Annotated in this window: 16 protein-coding genes; 9 read left to right on the top strand and 7 right to left on the bottom strand. The window is 69.7% G+C overall.

All coding sequences use genetic code 11. The annotated features are described in order from the left end of the window. Positions 1-20 precede the first annotated feature (20 nt). Entirely contained in the window at positions 21-896 is an 876-nt protein-coding gene (locus D9599_RS10675; protein ID WP_232480355.1) for a DMT family transporter, read from the top strand. Between the two features lie 274 nt (positions 897-1170). Here the strand turns inward: D9599_RS10675 and rutA are convergent, their stop codons facing one another. Further along, positions 1171-2259 (bottom strand): pyrimidine utilization protein A, encoded by a 1089-nt coding sequence (gene rutA / locus D9599_RS10680; protein ID WP_198381211.1) that lies wholly within the window; start codon positions 2257-2259, stop codon positions 1171-1173. A 181-nt stretch (positions 2260-2440) separates the two neighbouring features. Between rutA and D9599_RS10685 the strand changes: the two genes are divergently transcribed. Next, on the top strand, positions 2441-3199 hold the full coding sequence (locus D9599_RS10685; protein ID WP_198381212.1) for a TerC family protein: 759 nt from the start codon (positions 2441-2443) through the stop codon (positions 3197-3199). Here the strand turns inward: D9599_RS10685 and D9599_RS10690 are convergent. Then, complete coding sequence (locus D9599_RS10690) at positions 3162-3944, bottom strand: SDR family oxidoreductase (RefSeq protein WP_198381213.1); 783 nt, start codon at positions 3942-3944, stop codon at positions 3162-3164. The genes D9599_RS10685 and D9599_RS10690 overlap by 38 nt on opposite strands. A 30-nt stretch (positions 3945-3974) precedes the next feature. Here D9599_RS10690 and D9599_RS10695 point away from each other — a divergent pair, with 30 nt between their 5' ends. From D9599_RS10695 to D9599_RS10705, 3 genes are read left to right on the top strand one after another with little or no spacing between them, the layout of a single operon-like run. Beyond that, positions 3975-4868 carry a YicC/YloC family endoribonuclease gene (locus D9599_RS10695; protein WP_198381214.1) on the top strand — a complete coding sequence of 298 codons (894 nt, stop codon included), beginning with the start codon at positions 3975-3977 and terminating at the stop codon, positions 4866-4868. Next, positions 4865-5491 (top strand): guanylate kinase, encoded by a 627-nt coding sequence (gmk, locus tag D9599_RS10700; protein WP_198381215.1) that lies wholly within the window; start codon positions 4865-4867, stop codon positions 5489-5491. The genes D9599_RS10695 and gmk overlap by 4 nt, the downstream gene beginning before the upstream one ends. Beyond that, positions 5492-6433: an AEC family transporter gene (locus D9599_RS10705; protein ID WP_198381216.1), complete on the top strand. Its 942-nt coding sequence runs from the start codon at positions 5492-5494 to the stop codon at positions 6431-6433. 18 nt (positions 6434-6451) lie between these two features. On the opposite strand, the gene D9599_RS10710 is transcribed toward D9599_RS10705, so the two are convergent. Next, complete coding sequence (locus D9599_RS10710) at positions 6452-6727, bottom strand: usg protein (RefSeq protein WP_198381217.1); 276 nt, start codon at positions 6725-6727, stop codon at positions 6452-6454. 256 nt (positions 6728-6983) lie between these two features. Here D9599_RS10710 and groES point away from each other — a divergent pair, with 256 nt between their 5' ends. From groES to D9599_RS10725, 3 genes are all read left to right on the top strand, one after another. After that, entirely contained in the window at positions 6984-7301 is a 318-nt protein-coding gene (gene groES / locus D9599_RS10715; RefSeq protein WP_198381218.1) for a co-chaperone GroES, read from the top strand. A 28-nt stretch (positions 7302-7329) separates the two neighbouring features. Continuing rightward, positions 7330-8976: a chaperonin GroEL gene (gene groL, locus D9599_RS10720; protein WP_198381219.1), complete on the top strand. Its 1647-nt coding sequence runs from the start codon at positions 7330-7332 to the stop codon at positions 8974-8976. Between the two features lie 466 nt (positions 8977-9442). Continuing rightward, positions 9443-9652, top strand: a complete 210-nt coding sequence (locus D9599_RS10725) for a cold-shock protein (RefSeq protein WP_198381220.1) — start codon at positions 9443-9445, stop codon at positions 9650-9652. 7 nt (positions 9653-9659) lie between these two features. On the opposite strand, the gene D9599_RS10730 is transcribed toward D9599_RS10725, so the two are convergent. The 3 genes from D9599_RS10730 to D9599_RS10740 form a co-directional block, all read right to left on the bottom strand. After that, positions 9660-10157: a hypothetical protein gene (locus D9599_RS10730; protein WP_198381221.1), complete on the bottom strand. Its 498-nt coding sequence runs from the start codon at positions 10155-10157 to the stop codon at positions 9660-9662. 73 nt (positions 10158-10230) lie between these two features. Further along, positions 10231-10665: a tellurite resistance TerB family protein gene (locus D9599_RS10735; RefSeq protein WP_309228602.1), complete on the bottom strand. Its 435-nt coding sequence runs from the start codon at positions 10663-10665 to the stop codon at positions 10231-10233. 47 nt (positions 10666-10712) lie between these two features. After that, the gene (locus D9599_RS10740) at positions 10713-13574 is read right to left on the bottom strand and encodes an ATP-dependent DNA helicase (RefSeq protein ID WP_198381222.1); all 2862 of its coding nucleotides are present in this window, start codon (positions 13572-13574) and stop codon (positions 10713-10715) included. A gap of 146 nt (positions 13575-13720) precedes the next feature. On the opposite strand from D9599_RS10740, the gene fbaA reads away from it, so the two are divergent. Then, positions 13721-14818, top strand: a complete 1098-nt coding sequence (gene fbaA, locus D9599_RS10745; protein ID WP_198381223.1) for a class II fructose-bisphosphate aldolase — start codon at positions 13721-13723, stop codon at positions 14816-14818. A gap of 128 nt (positions 14819-14946) precedes the next feature. Here fbaA and D9599_RS10750 read toward each other — a convergent pair whose 3' ends face one another. Further along, positions 14947-15954, bottom strand: a complete 1008-nt coding sequence (locus D9599_RS10750; protein ID WP_198381224.1) for an aspartate-semialdehyde dehydrogenase — start codon at positions 15952-15954, stop codon at positions 14947-14949. Positions 15955-16044 lie beyond the last annotated feature (90 nt).

Genomic DNA, 16044 nt, shown 5'->3' on the forward strand with positions numbered 1-16044 from the left:
GGGGTATGAGCCGGCTGGCGATGCTGCGGGGCTGGCCGCTCTGGTGGCGGCTGCTGGTGATCGCGGCGCTCTGGGGCACGGCCTTTCCGGTGATCCGCCAGGCCGCACGGTCGATGCCGCCCTTTGCCTTCTCCTTCAGCCGGGGTGTGGTCGGGGCGCTGGCGATGCTGGGCTTCGCGCTCTGGAGTGGCGCCTTCCGGGGGCTGGCGCCGCGCTTCTGGCGGCATGGACTGGTGCTTGGGACCACCAATGGGTGGCTGGCGAACTGCCTGACCGCCATTGCGCTGCTCTCGCTGGGGGCGGCCTCGGTGGCGCTGATCCAGTCCACCACGCCGCTCTTCGTCGCGCTGCTGGCCTTTGGGTTCCTGCCCGCGGAGCGGCCGGGGCCGCGGACGATCGCCGGGATGGTGCTCGGCTTTTTCGGGATCGGGGTGATTCTCGGGCCGCAGGCGGTGGAGGGCGGGGAGGCCGGGATCGCGGGGCTGGTGATGCTGCTCGTCGCCTTCTCCTATGCGGTGGGTACTGTCTATGTGCGGCGGGTCAGGCCGGGGGCGCCGGTGGTGCTGTCGGTGGGGCAGCAGGTGGTGGGAGCGACGGTGGCGGGGATGCTAAGTCTCGCTTTCGACCCCGTGGGCAGCTTCGACCAGCCCTGGTCGGTCTGGGGTGCGGTGCTCTGGGTGGGGCTGGTGGCGTCTGCCTTGCCGCTGACGCTCTTCCTGATGCTGCTCCAGCGGGCGCGGGCAACCGACGGGGCGATGACAAGCTACTTGCAGCCGGGCTTCGCGGCGGTCTTCGCGGCGGCGCTGCTGGGGGAGTGGCCGGAGCTGCGCGTGCTGGCTGGGGGCGTGGTGATCCTCGCCGGGGTTTGGCTGGCGACGAGCGGGGAAGAGGGCTGAGCTTGCGGCGGCTGGAGAGGGCTCTGCCCTTTCCAGACCTCACCCGACAACGGCCTGAGATCCTTCGATCCCCATCTGGCTGTCGCGGATGCCGCGATTGGGGGCCGGCTCCTTCTTGAAGCCCTTCCTGCATGTGCGGTCGGTTCGGATCGGTGATCCGAGGCGAACCGGCCGCCATGTATTTCAACCCGATAGAAAAGACGATGGAGAGAGGACTGGGGGGAGGAAGAACCCCTTCTTCCTCTCCCCAGCTGCCAGCGAAGTTCGGAAAGGATCAGGCAGCCTGGGCGGCGGTTCCGAGGTGGGCGCGGCAGCGCATGAGGGGTTGGATGCGCTCGCCGAACTCGACGATGCCGCGCTGGAAGTCGTCGAAGGTGAGCAGGACGCCGGCGAGGCCGGGAACTTCGGAGAGTTCGTCCAGCATGCGGGCGACGGAGGCGTGGGAGCCGACGAGGGTGCCCATGTTGAGGTTGATGGCGCCTTGCGGGAGGGCGTACTGGCGGGCGTTGGTGTCGCTGCCGCCCTTGGTGTCAGCGGAGGCTTGCTGGGCCATCCAGCTGATGGCCTCGAAGTCCGCGCCCTCGCGGTAGTGTTCCCACTTGGCCATGGCGGCCTCGTCGGTCTCGTCGGTGATGAGCATGAAAAGGGCGAGGGAGCCGACCTCGCGCCCGGCCTCGGCGGCGGCGGCCTGGACGCGGGCGGCCATGGGGGCGAGGGCCTTGGGGGTGTTGATGCCCTGGCCGAGGCAAAAATTGTAATCGGCGTGCTGAGCCATGAAGCCGAGGCCAGCCTGACTCTGGCCGGCGCAGACGAGCTTGATGCCGTTCTCAGGCATGGGGAGGAGGTGGCAGTCGTCCATCTGGAAGTAGGTGCCCTTGTGGTCGGAGCGGCCGGTGGTCCAGAGCTCCTTCGCGACCTGGGCGTATTCGGAGAGATGATCGTAGCGGTGGGCGAAGTGCTCGTCGCCGGGCCAGAGGCCCATCTGCGAGTATTCCGGGCGCTGCCAGCCGGTGATGAGGTTCACGCCGAAGCGGCCGGGGGCGATGGAGTCGATCGTGACGGCCATGCGGGCCATGATGGCGGGCGGCAGCACGAGGGAGGCGGCGGTTGCGAAGAGGCGGATGCGGTCCGTGACGGCGGCAAGGCCTGCCATGAGCGTGAAGGATTCGAGGTTGTAGTCCCAGAATTCCGTTTTGCCGCCGAAGCCGCGCAGCTTGATCATGGAGAGCAGGAAATCGAGGCCGTAATGTTCGGCCTTGAGGGCAATTTCCTTGTTCAGCGCGAAGCTGGGCCTGTACTGCGGGGCATTAGACGAGATGAGCCAGCCATTGTTGCCGATGGGGATGAAGACGCCGACTTCCATGAAGGGATCCTTTCCGCTGGCCGCTCAAGGGGCGGGCCCGGAAAGCGCGGGAGCAAGTCCTGTTCCATGGAAGAGCCTGCGCCGCGGGAAAATCGGGTGTTTGGGCCAGCGGTGGTCTTTCAGGAGGGGCTTTGCTTCCCCATACATGGAGGCCACATTACATAGAGGACATCACTAAGCCGTGGAAGCCGAGATCGTCATTGCCCTTCTTGCCCTGATCGGCATGGAGGTGGTCCTCGGGATCGACAACCTCGTCTTCATCGCGATCCTGACGAATCGGCTTCCGGTGGAGAGGCGGCGATCGGCACGGCTGATCGGGCTCGGGCTCGCGGTTATCATGCGACTTGGGATGCTGGCCGGGGTGGGTTGGCTGATCTCGCTGACACGGCCGATCTTCGGGGTCTGGGGAATGGAGTTCTCCGGCAAGGACCTGATCCTGCTCGCGGGCGGGCTGTTCCTGATTGGCAAGGCGGTGGTGGAGATTCATCACCGGGTGGACCCCGAGGCGCAGGCTGAGGTGAAGGCGGCGAACGCGGTGACCGCGAGCTTCGGCGCAACGGTGTTCCAGATTATCCTCATCGACATGGTGTTCAGCGTGGACAGCATCCTGGCGGCCGTCGGGCTGACCACGGTGATGTGGGTGATCGTCGTCGCGATCCTCGTCTCGGTCACCGTCATGCTTCTGTCGATGGACGCGCTGTCGAACTTCATGGAGCGGAACCCGACGGTGGTGATGCTGGCCCTCGCCTTCCTCGTGATGATCGGGATGGTGCTGCTCGGCGAGGGCTTCGGCTTCCATGTGCCCAAGGGTTTCGTCTACGTCGCCATGGCCTTCGCGGCGGGCGTGGAGGGGCTGAACATCTGGGCACGGCGTTCGGCGGAGCGGAAGCTGGCGGCGCCGATCAGCCCGGCTGCTCGGCCTTCGACGGAAGCCGGCTGAGCCAGCCGGCGGGCAGCGCGCCCATCAGGCGCGCTGCCGCGTAGACGGGCCGGGGGAAGACCACCCTGGCCTTGCCGCGCGCGATCCCCCGGAGGGTGAGGCGCGCGGCTTCCTCGGCTTCCATGAGCATGGGCATGGGGAAGCGGTTGGGCGCGGTCATGGGCGTGCGGATGAAGCCTGGGCAGATTGCGTGCAGGCGTAGGCCCTCGCGGCGGGCGGTGGCGTCGGTGGCCTCGGTCCAGCGCTGGAGGGCGGCCTTGGAGGCGGAATAGGCCGGGGCCCCTGGGGAGGCGACGAAGGCCGCGATCGAGGCGACGGCGGCGACGCGGCCGCGGATGCCGTCGGCGCCCGGCAGCTGGGTGCGCATGAGGTCGAGCGCCGGCAAGATCGTGTTGAGGGCGCCGGTGAGATTCACGGCGAAGATGCGGGCGACCTGGTCGGCGGGTTCGCTCGTGCCACCGGTGCCGGCGGAGGTGCCGGCATTGGCGATGAGAAGGTCGAGGCCGCCGGTGCGCTGGACCCAGGCGCGGGCGGCGGGGCTGTCGGTCACGTCGAAGACGGTTTCCGTGACCCTGGCGCCTCGGGTGCGGCAGGCTGTGGCGGTGGCGGCGAGGCGGACGGGGTCGCGGCCGGCGAGGTGGAGGATCTGGCCGGGGGCGGCGAGCGCGAGCGCGAGCGCGGCGCCGAGGCCGGAGGAGGCGCCCGTGATGGCCGCGCGGGGCCAAGGGTGGTTGCCGCCTTGCATCGTGCCGCCTCCCGCCGCAGAAGGCCGCGCATGTCCATCCGATCCATGACCGGCTTCGCGCGTGCCACCGGCACCCTGCCGGACGGCACCCCCTTCGCCTGGGAGCTTCGCAGCGTCAACGGGCGGGGGCTGGACGTGCGGCTGCGGCTGCCCGGGGGGCTGGACGCGATCGAGGCGCCCCTGCGCGAGGCGGCTGCGGCGCGCTTCGCACGCGGGAACATCAGCGCCAGCCTGACCGTGAAGCGGGAGGATCGGGCGCCGAAGCTGGTGCTGGACCAGGCGGCGCTGGAGCGCGCCATGGCGCTGGTGCGGGAGCTGGCAGAGCGGATGCCGGGTGCTGCGGCGCCGCGGCCGGAGGCGGTGCTCGCGCTGCCCGGCGTGCTGCGCACCGAGGTGGAGGTGCCGGATGAAGTAGCTGAGGCGGCGCGGCGGGCGGCCGTGTCGAAAGGCTTCACGGAGGCGCTGGACGGGTTGTTCGAGGCGCGGGCGGCCGAGGGAGCGCGGCTGGATCTGATCCTGGAAACCTTGCTCGACGAGATCGAGACGCTGTGCCGGCGGGCGGTGGAGGAGGCAGCCGGGCAGCCGGCGGCGCATCGGGCGCGGCTTTCCGGGGTGCTTGCGGAACTGCTCGAGGGCGAGCGGCGCGTGCCCGAGGACCGGTTGGCGGCGGAGGTGGCGCTGCTGGCCTCGCGCTCGGACGTGCGGGAGGAGCTGGACCGGCTGGGCGCGCATGTGGCCGCGGCGCGGGCGCTGCTAGGCGAGGCGGCGCCGATCGGGCGGAAGCTGGAGTTCCTGACCCAGGAGTTCGGGCGGGAGGCGAACACGCTGGGGGCGAAGTCCGGCAGCCTCGGGCTGACGCGGATCTCGCTGGAGTTGAAGGCGGCCATCGAGCGGCTGCGCGAGCAGGCGGCGAACGTGGAATGAGCGGGATGATGCGGCGGCGGGGGCTCTGCCTGGTTCTGGTGGCGCCATCGGGCGCGGGGAAGACGAGCGTGTCGCGGGCGTTGCTGGGGCGAGAGCCGCAGCTCTCGCTCTCGGTTTCCGCCACCACGCGGGCGGCTCGGCCGGGGGAGCTGGAGGGGGTGCACTACCACTTCCGGAGCCTGGAGGAGTTCGAGGCAATGGAGGCTGCGGGGCAGTTGCTGGAGAGCGCCCATGTCTATGGCCGGCGCTACGGCACGCCGCGGGAGCCGGTGGAAAGGGCGCTGGCCGAGGGGCGGGACGTGCTCTTCGACGTGGACTGGCAAGGGCACCTGCTGCTGCGCGCGGCCATGCCGGAGGACGTGGTGGGCATCTTCCTGTTGCCGCCCTCCATCGGCGAGCTGGAGCGGCGGCTGCGGGCGCGCGGCCAGGACAGCGAGGAAGAGATTGTCCGGCGCATGGGCAAGGCGCGCGACGACGCCTCCCACTGGCAGGAATTCGACCATGTGCTGGTGAACAGTGTATTCGAGGAGACGGTGGATACGGTGGCCGCCATCCTGCACGCCGCACGGACGACGCGGGCGCGGAACCCCTGGCTGGCAGAATTTGTGGAGGGGATGGGGTAGTTGCTCGGCGTCCTGGGCCTCGTTGCGCCGGTCTTCCTGCTGATCGCGCTCGGCTACGGGGCGGGGGTCTGGCGTCGGGTTTCGGATGACGGGCTGAGGGCGATCAACGACTTCGCCTACTGGCTCTGCGCGCCGGCGCTGCTGTTCATCTCCGCGGCCTCGGGCGGCGGGCTTTCGGGGCATGGCGGGCGGCTGGAGCTAGCCTTCTTCGCGGCGGTGCTGGCGGTCTACGCGGGGGCGCTGGCCTTCTCGCGCCTCGTGGCGGGGCGGGGGCTCGCGGAGTCGGGGCTGTTCGCCCTCAACTGCGCCTTCGGGAACACGCTGATGATGGGGGTGCCGGTGGTGCTCGCGGCCTTTGGGCCTGCGGGGATCGCGCCGGCGACCGCGATCGTCGGTATCTACTCGCTGATCATGATGCCGCTGACCACGATCGTCGCGGAGATGGGGCTGGCGGAGGGGGCCTCGCCGCTCCGGGTGATGAGGACGACCCTGCGATCGGTGGCGCGGAATCCGGTGGTGGTGTCGGTCGTGCTCGGGAACCTTTGGGGGCTGTTGATGCCGCCGCTGCCCTTCTTCCTCGCGCGATTCCTGGAGATCCTGGGGGCGGGGACGAGCCCGCTGCTGCTCTTCTGCCTGGGTGCCTCTCTGCGGGATTTCCGGATCCAGCGGGACTGGGTGGATGCGGTGGTGATCAACCTGCTGAAGCTGGTCGTGCTGCCGCTGGCCGTTTTCGGCACGGGGCGGCTCGCGGGGCTCTCAGGGCTGGAGTTGGCGGTCATGGTGACGCTAGCGGCGATGCCGACGGGGGCGAATGCCTTCCTGATGGCCCGGCGCTACGCGGTGGGCATGGAGCGCTCGGGCGCGGCGGTGCTGCTCGGGACCGTGGCCTCGGTGGTGACGCTGACGGGAGTGCTGGGCTGGTTCGCGGGGGCCGGGCGCTGAGCGGCCGGCCCCTGCCTCTTAGTGGAGGCGTAGCTCGCCTTCGGCATAGGTGAACTCGGCCGGGCGCCAGAGCGCGGCGGAGGCGACGCGGACGGAGTGGAGCGCGCCCTCGATCTCGCGGTGCCAGAAGTCGAGGAAGCCGTGCAGTTCCGGAAAGCTCGGGGCCTGATCGACCTTTTGCCAGACGAAGGTTTGCAGGACAGCGGGGTGGTCGGGCATCCGGTAGAGGATCTCGGCCGTGGTGAGGCGCCAGTCGGGGATCCGGACGACGCGCTCGATGCCGTGCAGAAGCATGTCCCTGTTCCTCTCAACCAGGCGGCGAGAGTGCCGCCGGGGGCTGATGGTGCCATGCAACATCAACCACGGAACTCAATAAATGTTTCTTATCAATGCTTTGGCACTCCATGGCGAGGAGTGCTGCCGGGCTTGACGAGCGGGGGGCTGATCCCCTAGATCGCTGGCACTCACCGGGTGTAAGTGCTAACGGCCTTCGGGCAGGGCGCCTTACCCGGCCGGGTTCATCCCAGACAAAGGCTCAGGAGAGGACCGCATGACCAAGTTCCGTCCCCTGCACGACCGCGTTCTCGTCCGTCGCGTGACGGCCGAGGAGAAGAGCGCCGGCGGCATCATCATTCCCGACACCGCCAAGGAGAAGCCCCAGGAGGGTGAGGTCGTGTCCGTTGGCGCCGGGGCGCGCAACGAGCAGGGCCAGGTTGTGGCGCTTGAGGTGAAGGCCGGCGACCGCATCCTCTTCGGCAAGTGGTCCGGCACCGAGGTGAAGCTCGATGGCGAGGAGCTCCTGATCATGAAGGAGTCCGACATCATGGGCATCGTTGAGACCTCGTCCGCGACCGCCAAGGCCGCCTGAGCAGCAACGAAGAGCAGGAGAAACACAGATGGCTGCCAAGGACGTCAAGTTCGGTGCCAATGCCCGCGAGCGCATGCTGCGCGGCGTGGACATCCTCGCGGATGCCGTGAAGGTGACGCTCGGCCCGAAGGGCCGCAACGTTGTGCTCGACAAGAGCTTCGGCGCGCCCCGGATCACCAAGGACGGCGTGACCGTCGCCAAGGAGATCGAGCTGGCCGACAAGTTCGAGAACATGGGCGCGCAGATGGTGCGCGAAGTGGCCTCGAAGCAGAACGACCTCGCCGGTGACGGCACCACCACCGCGACCGTGCTGGCCCAGGCCATCATCCGCGAGGGTGCGAAGGCGGTTGCCGCCGGCCTGAACCCGATGGACCTCAAGCGCGGCGTCGACAAGGCCGTGACGGTGATCGTCAACGACCTGCAGGCGAAGACCCGCAAGATCACCACCTCCGCCGAGGTCGCCCAGGTCGGCTCGCTCTCCGCCAACGGCGAGACCGAGATCGGCGAGATGATCGCGCAGGCGATGGAGAAGGTCGGCAACGAGGGTGTCATCACCGTCGAGGAAGCCAAGTCCATCCAGACCGAGCTCGACGTCGTCGAGGGCATGCAGTTCGACCGCGGCTACGTCTCCCCGTACTTCATCACGAATGCGGAGAAGATGATTGCCGAGCTCGAGAACCCCTACGTCCTGATCCACGAGAAGAAGCTCTCCCAGCTGCAGCCGATGCTGCCGCTGCTGGAAGCCGTCGTGCAGTCCGGCCGTCCGCTGGTGATCGTGGCCGAGGACGTCGAGGGCGAGGCGCTTGCCACGCTCGTCGTGAACAAGCTGCGTGGCGGCCTGAAGATCGCGGCCGTGAAGGCCCCGGGCTTCGGCGACCGTCGCAAGGCGATGCTCGAGGACATCGCCATCCTGACGGGTGGTGAGGTGATCTCCGAGGATCTCGGCATCAAGCTCGAGAGCGTGACGCTGAACCAGCTCGGCCGGGCCAAGATGATCCGGATCGAGAAGGAGAACACCACGATCGTCGACGGTGCCGGCGAGAAGGAGGCTATCCAGGGCCGCGTGGAGCAGATCAAGGCGCAGATCGAGGAGACCTCCTCGGACTACGACCGTGAGAAGCTGCAGGAGCGCCTGGCGAAGCTGGCTGGCGGCGTGGCTGTCATCCGCGTCGGTGGTTCCACCGAGGTCGAGGTGAAGGAGCGCAAGGACCGCGTCGACGACGCGCTGCATGCGACCCGCGCCGCAGTCGAGGAGGGCATCGTTCCCGGTGGTGGCGTGGCCCTGCTGCGCGCCGCATCGAAGCTGGCCGACCTCAAGGGCACCAACAACGACGAGCAGGTCGGCATCGAGATCGTGCGCCGCGCGATCGCCGTGCCGCTGAAGCAGATTGCCGAGAACGCCGGCAAGGACGGCGCGGTGATCGCGGGCGAGGTGCTCCGCAGCGACGCCTACGAGTACGGCTATGACGCCCAGACCGACGAGTACAAGAACCTTGTCGAGGCCGGCATCATCGACCCGACCAAGGTTGTGCGCACCGCCCTGCAGGACGCCGCTTCCGTGGCCTCCCTGCTGATCACCACCGAGGCGATGGTGGCCGAGCGCCCGGCGAAGGCCGCGGCTCCGGCCGGTGGCCCCGGCGGCGGCATGGGCGGCATGGGCGACATGGACTTCTGATCCGGCTCTGCCGGCCCGGTTCGCCGGGCCGGCGGGATCAGCGGCTCAAGGAAGGGGCGGTCCGGAAACGGGCCGCCCCTTTCTCATGCGTGGTCGCCTGATCACACGATCACAAAGCTTTGAGAGGAAGTGCATCGAAAGAATTGCGGAGGGCGCATCCGGCAGCATAGGATTCGGTCATGGATGCTACCTCTGGTTGTGAGGGGCCTGCCCAGGCCACTCGCGACACGCCATTGCCGGTCGAATCCGTTGTGCGGCCCTCGCTGTGGGAGGGCCTTCGCCGCGTTTGGCTCGATGTCAGGCGTGGCGACGGGGAGGCGGGCTGGCGGGTGAGTGGTACAGGTGGCGGGGTGGCCCACGGCGGGGACCGGCCTGACCTGACGGATTGAGAGATACCAGCGCTGGGTCTTGCGCCTCTGGTCGTCGGCTTCGTATCTCTCGCCGCTCTCAGCGCGGAGGTCGGGCCATGCCGACGGGAACGGTGGTCTGGTACCAGCCGCACAAGGGCTACGGGTTCATCCGGCCCGATGACGGCGGGCCGGATGTGATGATCCATTCCTCCGTCGTGGAAGCGGCTGGGCGGAGGGAACTTCGGAAGGGCGAGGAGGTCGCCTACGAGGTTGAGCAGCGCCCGAAGAAGCCGGCACCCTCGGTGACGCGGCTTCTTCCGGGCTGAGCCCGCCTTATTCCTCCCAGACGCGGAGGGCGGAGACCTTGCGGAGAACGCCCTTGGCGCGCTCGGCCTGATCGGTCGTGGCCGGCGTGACAGTGATCACGGCCGCCGCTTTTTCCGAGTCCGGCTTCACGTCGGCGCCCGTGGCGGCGGAGATGCCCTCGCTCGCGGCGCCGGCGCCGAGGCCCGCAATAGCTGCGGCGGCAATGGCTGGCAGGGCGGCGCCGCCTGTCGCCACGACCGCACCGGCCGCCGCCATGCCGGCGCCAGTCGCCGCCATGCTGGAGCCCATGGTGCGGAGGTTGCGGTGCTCGTCCTCCTGCACCTGGCCGTTCATCTCGTCCGGGGCATGCGGGGGCTCGAGCGAGGCCTCGCTGGTGCGGATGGAGACGAGCTCCTGCGGAATCGCCTCAGCATTGAGGTACTGAAGGGCGTTTTCCGCAGCGTCGCGGGTAGCGAAGGTGGCAACGACCTTCGGGTGGGTGGACTGGGTGCTGGTCTCAGGCATGTCGTGCTCCCTCCGGGATGTCATCCCAGGGAACGCGGCTGCGGCGGGGATGTTGCCGCCGCGAGGTGCCCGTTCAGATGACCTGGTAGCGCGCCTTGGCTGCCCGCTCGATGGCGCCGGCGATCAGGCGGTCGATGTCGAGGGTGATGCGGAAGTCCTGAAGGAAGCGGAGTTCCTCCTGGGATGCGTCGCCGTCAGCGGCCGCGATCTCGCAGGCGAGGAGGTAGGCGGTCTCTCGCAGGCGGGGAGGCAGGGCGTCGCGGATCATCTCGGCGGCGCGGTCGAGGCCATCGGTCTCGTCCAGCAGGCTGAGGACGACCTCGGTAACCGTGTCGATCTCGGAGGCGTGGAAGTCGCCGAAGACGGGCAGCTCGCGGACCAGGCGGGACATGGTGGCGAGTTCGGCGTCCGACATGCCGCGATCGGAGACGCCCATCAGCACCATGGCGCAGACAAGGGCTTCCTGCGCCGTGAAGCGGGTGGGGAGGGCCGGCTCGGTGTCCATCATGTTCGTGTCCATCATGGGCGAAGGGTTCGCGCGGCAGGGGCGGCGCGTCAATCGCCCCGGTGGTCACCATGGCGCCCGCCACCCGGGAAGTGATCCCCTTGATGGTCGCCGAGGAAGGCACGCGTTTCGCGGACCGCTTCGGCAAGACCCATGCGGCGGGGGATGACCCCATCCGGGAGGCCGGCGAGGAGGCGGGTGGGGGCACGGGCGTCGAGCAGGACGAAGACGCCGCGGTCATCAGCGCGGCGAATCAGGCGGCCGAAGGCCTGTCGTAGGCGGTGGCGGGCGATGGCGTCGTCATAGGCCTTGGGGCGGGCGCCGGAGAGATGGGTGCGGCGCTCCCGGTGGAGGATGGTGGGGCGCGGCCAGGGGATGCGGTCGAAGACCAGCAGGCGGAGAGAGCGGCCGGGGACGTCCACGCCATCGCGCAAGGCGTCGGTGCCGAGGAGGCAGGAATCCTCCTCGGCGCGGAAGACGTCGACCAGGGTGGCGTTGTCCATGGCATCGACGTGCTGGGCGTAGAGGGGCAGCCCTGCGGCTTCCAGGCCGGGGGCCATGCGGGAATGCGCGTCGCGCAGGCGACGGATGGCGGTGAAGAGGCCGAGCGCGCCACCGCCCGAGGCGCGGAAGAGCTGTTCCATGGCCATGGCGGCCTGGGGGCCTTCGCGGAGGACGTCCGTGACGACGATGGCGAGGGTCTGCTTCGGGTAGTCGAAAGGGGAGGGCACGGCGGCGCGGATGGCGGGCGAGGGGAGATGGTTGGCGCCGGTGCGGGCCTCGGCTTCTTCCCAGGCGGCTTCGCCGTCGGGCTCGCCGCTGTCCCTTAGGGTGGCGGAGGTGATCAGGAGGCCGTGGGCGGGGGCGGCAACGGTCGAGGCGAAGGGCTCGGTGGGGTCGAGGAAGTGGCGGTGGAGGGCGGCGTCGATGACGCGGCCCTCGCGGCGGGTGAGGGCGAGCCAGTCCACATGGGCGGGGCGGGTGCCGGGCTCGGGCGGGCGGGCGGCGAGGGACTTGAGCATGGCGCGCCAGGCGCCGAGGGGGCGCAGGCCGCGGCGGTCCACCACGCGGCGAGCGGTGTCGAGGCGGATCCGGTCGCCGGTCTCCAACTCGGCCTCGGGATCCTCCAGCAGGCCGGTGAGGCGGCCGTGGAGGGCGCGGAGTGGGGTTTCGATGCGGGAGAGGGCGTCCTCCAGGGCGGCGCCGGCGTCGGCTAGGCTGGGGCTCAGGGGGTGAAGGTCACATTCGGCGTCGTAGCCGGCATCGGCCTCGGCGCTGCGGGCGAGAACCTGGGTGATGACGGTGCGGAGGAAGGCTTCGGCGGGGTTGGTGGTTGTGGGAATGCCGGGATGGCTTTCCCCCTCCTTATCGACGCCGCGCTCATCGGGTTCGCCGAGGCGGGAGCCCCAGCCGGGGCCGGGCAGGGAGCCGGCGTGGCGGAGGGCTTCCTCCACCAGGGGGAGGAGGGCGGGGTGGTCGGAAGTGGTTTCCTCCAGGCGCCGGCGGAGGCCGCGGGCGCGGCCGCGCGAGCCCTCGGCGCCGAGGAGCCAGCGGCGGAGCTCGGCCATCTCGCCGCCGCTGATCTCGGCGGAGAAGGCGCTGTCGGCGGCGTCGAAGAGGTGGTGGCCCTCGTCGAAGACGTAGCGGAGAGCGGGGCGGTCCTCGCCGCCCCCCAGAGCGGCCTGGATCATGACGAGGGCGTGGTTGGCAATGACCAGGCGGGCGGTGCGGGCGCGGCGGATGGAGTGCTCGACGAAGCAGCGGCGCCAGTGGGGGCAGGAGGAGTGGATGCACTCGCCGCGGCGGTCGGTGAGGCCCGCGACATGGCCCCAGGGGAAGAGTTCGGCGATCCAGCCGGGGAAGTCGCCGCCCTGCATGTCGCCGTCGCGGGTGGCGAAGGCCCAGCGGGAAACAAGGGAGAGGGCGAGGAGGCGGGACGGCATGGCGCCGCTGACGGCTTCCTCGTGGTTGAGGAGGCAGAGGTAGTTCTCGCGACCCTTGCGGATGACGACGTGGCGGCGGCGGTCCTCGGGGTCGGGGTAGAGGCGGAAGAGTTCCTGGTCGATCTGGCGCTGGAGGTTGCGGGTGTAGGTGCTGATCCAGACGGGGGCGCCGTTGCGCTCGGCCCAGAGGCTCGCGGGGGCGATGTAGCCAAGGGTTTTTCCAGTGCCTGTGCCTGCTTCGGCGAGGACGAGGGCGGGCTGGCCCTCTATCTCGCGCGGGGCGAAGGCGAGGCTGGCCGCGGAGGCGTAGTCGGCCTGGGCGGGGCGGGTCTCGGAGTCGACGCCGAGGATCTCGGCGAGGCGCTTGCGCGCTTCCAGCGGGGCGATGGGCAGGGAGGCGGGCGGGGTTGGGGGGGCGGTTTCCTCCCATTCGGGGAGGCGGCGCCAGACCTTGAGGGGGTCGGTGGAGGGGCGGGCTTCGGGCTGGCCAAGGGCGGCGAGGATGCTGGCGGCCCAGGGCCATTCGGCGGCGTCGCGCAGGCGGGCGGCGAGCATGCCGGCGTCGCGGTTGATGGGGGCGTGGCGGGTGGCGGCGAGGCGGCGGAGGAGGGTGGTCGCGATCTCCGGGAGGAGGATGGCAGCGGCCTCCTCGTCCTTCGGTGCGTCGAGGTCGAGCGCGAGGGCCAGGCCGCGCGGGGTCGGGGCGGCGGGCTGGGCGGGGAGGACGAAGGCGAAGAGTTCGAGAAGATCGAAGGCAACGGGGAAGGGGGGCAGACCGAGGCGGCGCGCGGTGGCGGGGGCGTGGACGAGGAGCGGGGGCGCGAGTTCGGGCAGGCGGCGGGCAAGTTCGTTGGCGGAGAGCGTCTCGATCTCGCCCTCCGTGGTGACGAGGGTGGCGCGGCGGATACCGGCGACGAGGGCGGGTGCTTCCGGGAGAAGAAGGCGAGGGGTGGCCGCGACGGGGGGCATCGGCGGGTCTATACCCGCTTTGTTCGCGCGGGGGAGTCCGTGGACCGTTTTCCATGATATTTCAGGGAGAGGCCGCCTGGGCCATATTGGGCGGCGTGTTCCGGGGGTATCCCCTCCCCATCAACAACCAGAACAGGAATCAGAGCGTGAACCACATCTCGCCGGCGGCCGCCGGAACGAAGCTGAAGCCGGGCGTCGTTACCGGCGCCGATTACCTGACGCTGCTGGAGGCCTGCCGCGCGGGCGGCTACGCGCTGCCGGCTGTGAACGTGGTGGGGACGAACAGCATCAACGCGGTGCTTGAGTCGGCGGCGAAGAACAAGGCCGACGTGATCATCCAGCTCTCCAACGGCGGCGCGCGCTTCTTCGGCGGCGAGGGCTGCCCGGACGCCAATGCGGCGCGGGTGCTGGGTGCGGTTTCCGCGGCGCAGCACGTGCACACGATGGCCAAGGCCTATGGCGTTTGCGTCGTGCTGCACACGGACCACGCCGACCGTTCGCTGCTGCCCTGGGTGAACGCGCTGATTGACCACGGCGAGGAGCACATGAAGCGGACGGGGCAGCCGCTCTTCTCCTCCCACATGATCGACCTTTCGGCGGAGCCGCTGGAGACGAACATCGCTGAGTGCGCAGCGGTTCTGAAGCGCATGGCGCCGCTGGGGATGAGCCTTGAGATCGAACTGGGCGTGACGGGCGGCGAGGAGGACGGGGTCGGGCACGACCTCGAGGAATCGGCCGACAACGCGCACCTCTACACGCAGCCCGAGGATGTGCTGAAGGCCTGGGAGGCGCTGACGCCGATTGGGCACGTGACCATGGCTGCCTCCTTCGGGAACGTGCACGGGGTTTACGCCCCGGGGAACGTGAAGCTGCGGCCGGAGATCCTGAAGGCGTCGCAGGAGGCGGTGGCCGGGAAGTTCGGGGGCGGCGAGAAGCCGATGAGCCTCGTGTTCCACGGAGGCTCGGGCTCCGAGAAGGACAAGATCACCGAGGCGGTGTCCTACGGCGTGTTCAAGATGAACATCGACACGGACACGCAGTTCGCCTTCTCCGAGCCGGTGGGGGCCTATGTCGAGGCCAATCCGGTGGCGTTCAAGCACCAGATCGATCCCGCGACCGGCAAGCCGCAGAAGAAGCTCTATGACCCGCGGAAGTGGCTGCGGGCCGGCGAGAAGGGCGTGGCCAAGCGGTTGGACGAGGCCTTCGCGGATCTCGGTTCGGCGGGGCGCAGCCTGGCGGGCTGAGGAACGGGCGGGGACTGCGGTCCCCGCCTAACCGTGCCGGCTGGGGACCGGGTGATCCCGGAAAACGCAGGGGGCGGGGAGGCTGAAGCCTTCCCGCCCCCTCTTTTCCTGTTGCCCGGGTTAGGTTGTCAGGCCGCGAGCTTGATCGGCAGGGCCTCGGCGATCTGCACCGCGTTCAGGGCGGCGCCCTTGAGGAGCTGGTCGCCGCAGACGAAGAAGTCGAGGCCGCACTCCCCGAAGACGGGGTTGGCGCGGATGCGGCCGGCCTCGACATCGTACTGGCCGCTGGCGGTCAGCGGCATGGGGTAGAGAGCGTTCGTCACGTCGTCCACGAGCTTTACGCCGGGAGCGTTGGAGAGCACGGCGCGGGCGGCCTCGGCGGTGACGGGGCGCTCGGTCTCGATCGTCACGGCCTCGGCATGGGCGCGCATGGTGGGCACGCGGACCGCCGTGCAGGAGATGAGGAGGTCGGGCAGGCCCATGATCTTCCGGGTCTCCCAGGTGACCTTCATCTCCTCCCGCGTGTAGCCGTTGGGCTGGAAGCTATCGATGTGCGGGATGAGGTTCATGGGCAGGGGGTGGCGGAAGAAGCTGTTCTGCGCCTGGCCGCCGTTCAGCAGGACCTCGCGCAGCCCTTCCTCCAGCTCCTGCATGCCCTCGGCGCCGGCGCCGGAGGCGGCCTGGTAGGTGGAGACGATGACGCGCTTGAGGCCGAAGACCTCGTGCAGCGGGGCGAGGGCCACGGCGAGGATGGCCGTCGTGCAGTTGGGGTTGGCGATCAGGCGGGCGTTGCCGGCGGCTGCCGCGTTCACCTCGGGCACCACGAGGGGGACATCGTCCTCCAGGCGGAAGGCGGAGGAGTTGTCCACCACCACGGCGCCGGCCTCGACGAGCTGGCGGGCATGTGCCTTCGACCAGTCACCGGAGACGGCGAGGAGGGCGAGGTCCAGGCGGGGCGGGGTGGCGGGGTCGTAGACCTCGATCCGTTTGTCGCCGAAGGGGGTGGGAATTCGGGTGCCGGCGCTGCGGGTGGAGGCGAAGAGGCGCAGCTCGGTCACCGGGTAGCCGCGGTCGCCCAGGACCTGCACCAGTTCCTTGCCGACGGCGCCTGTTGCGCCGAAAACCCCAACGCGCATGACCTGCGTTCCCTACGAGGCGTATCGGGAGGGCCCGGAATGGGCACGCCCGGCCAGAGTGGCAGGGTGGCTTATACAGGCGGCGCTCGG

It is taken from the genome of Roseomonas sp. KE2513 (assembly GCF_016107305.1).
Classification (GTDB): Bacteria; Pseudomonadota; Alphaproteobacteria; order Acetobacterales; family Acetobacteraceae; genus Roseomonas.

Excerpts from the sequence above, each read along its gene's own strand:
- D9599_RS10675 (WP_232480355.1), top strand. The coding sequence starts at position 21 with ATGCTGCGGGGCTGGCCGCTCTGGTGGCGGCTGCTGGTGATCGCGGCG.
- rutA (WP_198381211.1), bottom strand. The coding sequence starts at position 2,259 with ATGGAAGTCGGCGTCTTCATCCCCATCGGCAACAATGGCTGGCTCATC.
- D9599_RS10690 (WP_198381213.1), bottom strand. The coding sequence starts at position 3,944 with ATGCAAGGCGGCAACCACCCTTGGCCCCGCGCGGCCATCACGGGCGCC.
- D9599_RS10695 (WP_198381214.1), top strand. The coding sequence starts at position 3,975 with ATGTCCATCCGATCCATGACCGGCTTCGCGCGTGCCACCGGCACCCTG.
- gmk (WP_198381215.1), top strand. The coding sequence starts at position 4,865 with ATGAGCGGGATGATGCGGCGGCGGGGGCTCTGCCTGGTTCTGGTGGCG.
- D9599_RS10710 (WP_198381217.1), bottom strand. The coding sequence starts at position 6,727 with ATGCTTCTGCACGGCATCGAGCGCGTCGTCCGGATCCCCGACTGGCGC.
- groES (WP_198381218.1), top strand. The coding sequence starts at position 6,984 with ATGACCAAGTTCCGTCCCCTGCACGACCGCGTTCTCGTCCGTCGCGTG.
- groL (WP_198381219.1), top strand. The coding sequence starts at position 7,330 with ATGGCTGCCAAGGACGTCAAGTTCGGTGCCAATGCCCGCGAGCGCATG.
- D9599_RS10725 (WP_198381220.1), top strand. The coding sequence starts at position 9,443 with ATGCCGACGGGAACGGTGGTCTGGTACCAGCCGCACAAGGGCTACGGG.
- D9599_RS10730 (WP_198381221.1), bottom strand. The coding sequence starts at position 10,157 with ATGCCTGAGACCAGCACCCAGTCCACCCACCCGAAGGTCGTTGCCACC.
- D9599_RS10735 (WP_309228602.1), bottom strand. The coding sequence starts at position 10,665 with ATGATGGACACCGAGCCGGCCCTCCCCACCCGCTTCACGGCGCAGGAA.
- D9599_RS10740 (WP_198381222.1), bottom strand. The coding sequence starts at position 13,574 with ATGCCCCCCGTCGCGGCCACCCCTCGCCTTCTTCTCCCGGAAGCACCC.
- D9599_RS10750 (WP_198381224.1), bottom strand. The coding sequence starts at position 15,954 with ATGCGCGTTGGGGTTTTCGGCGCAACAGGCGCCGTCGGCAAGGAACTG.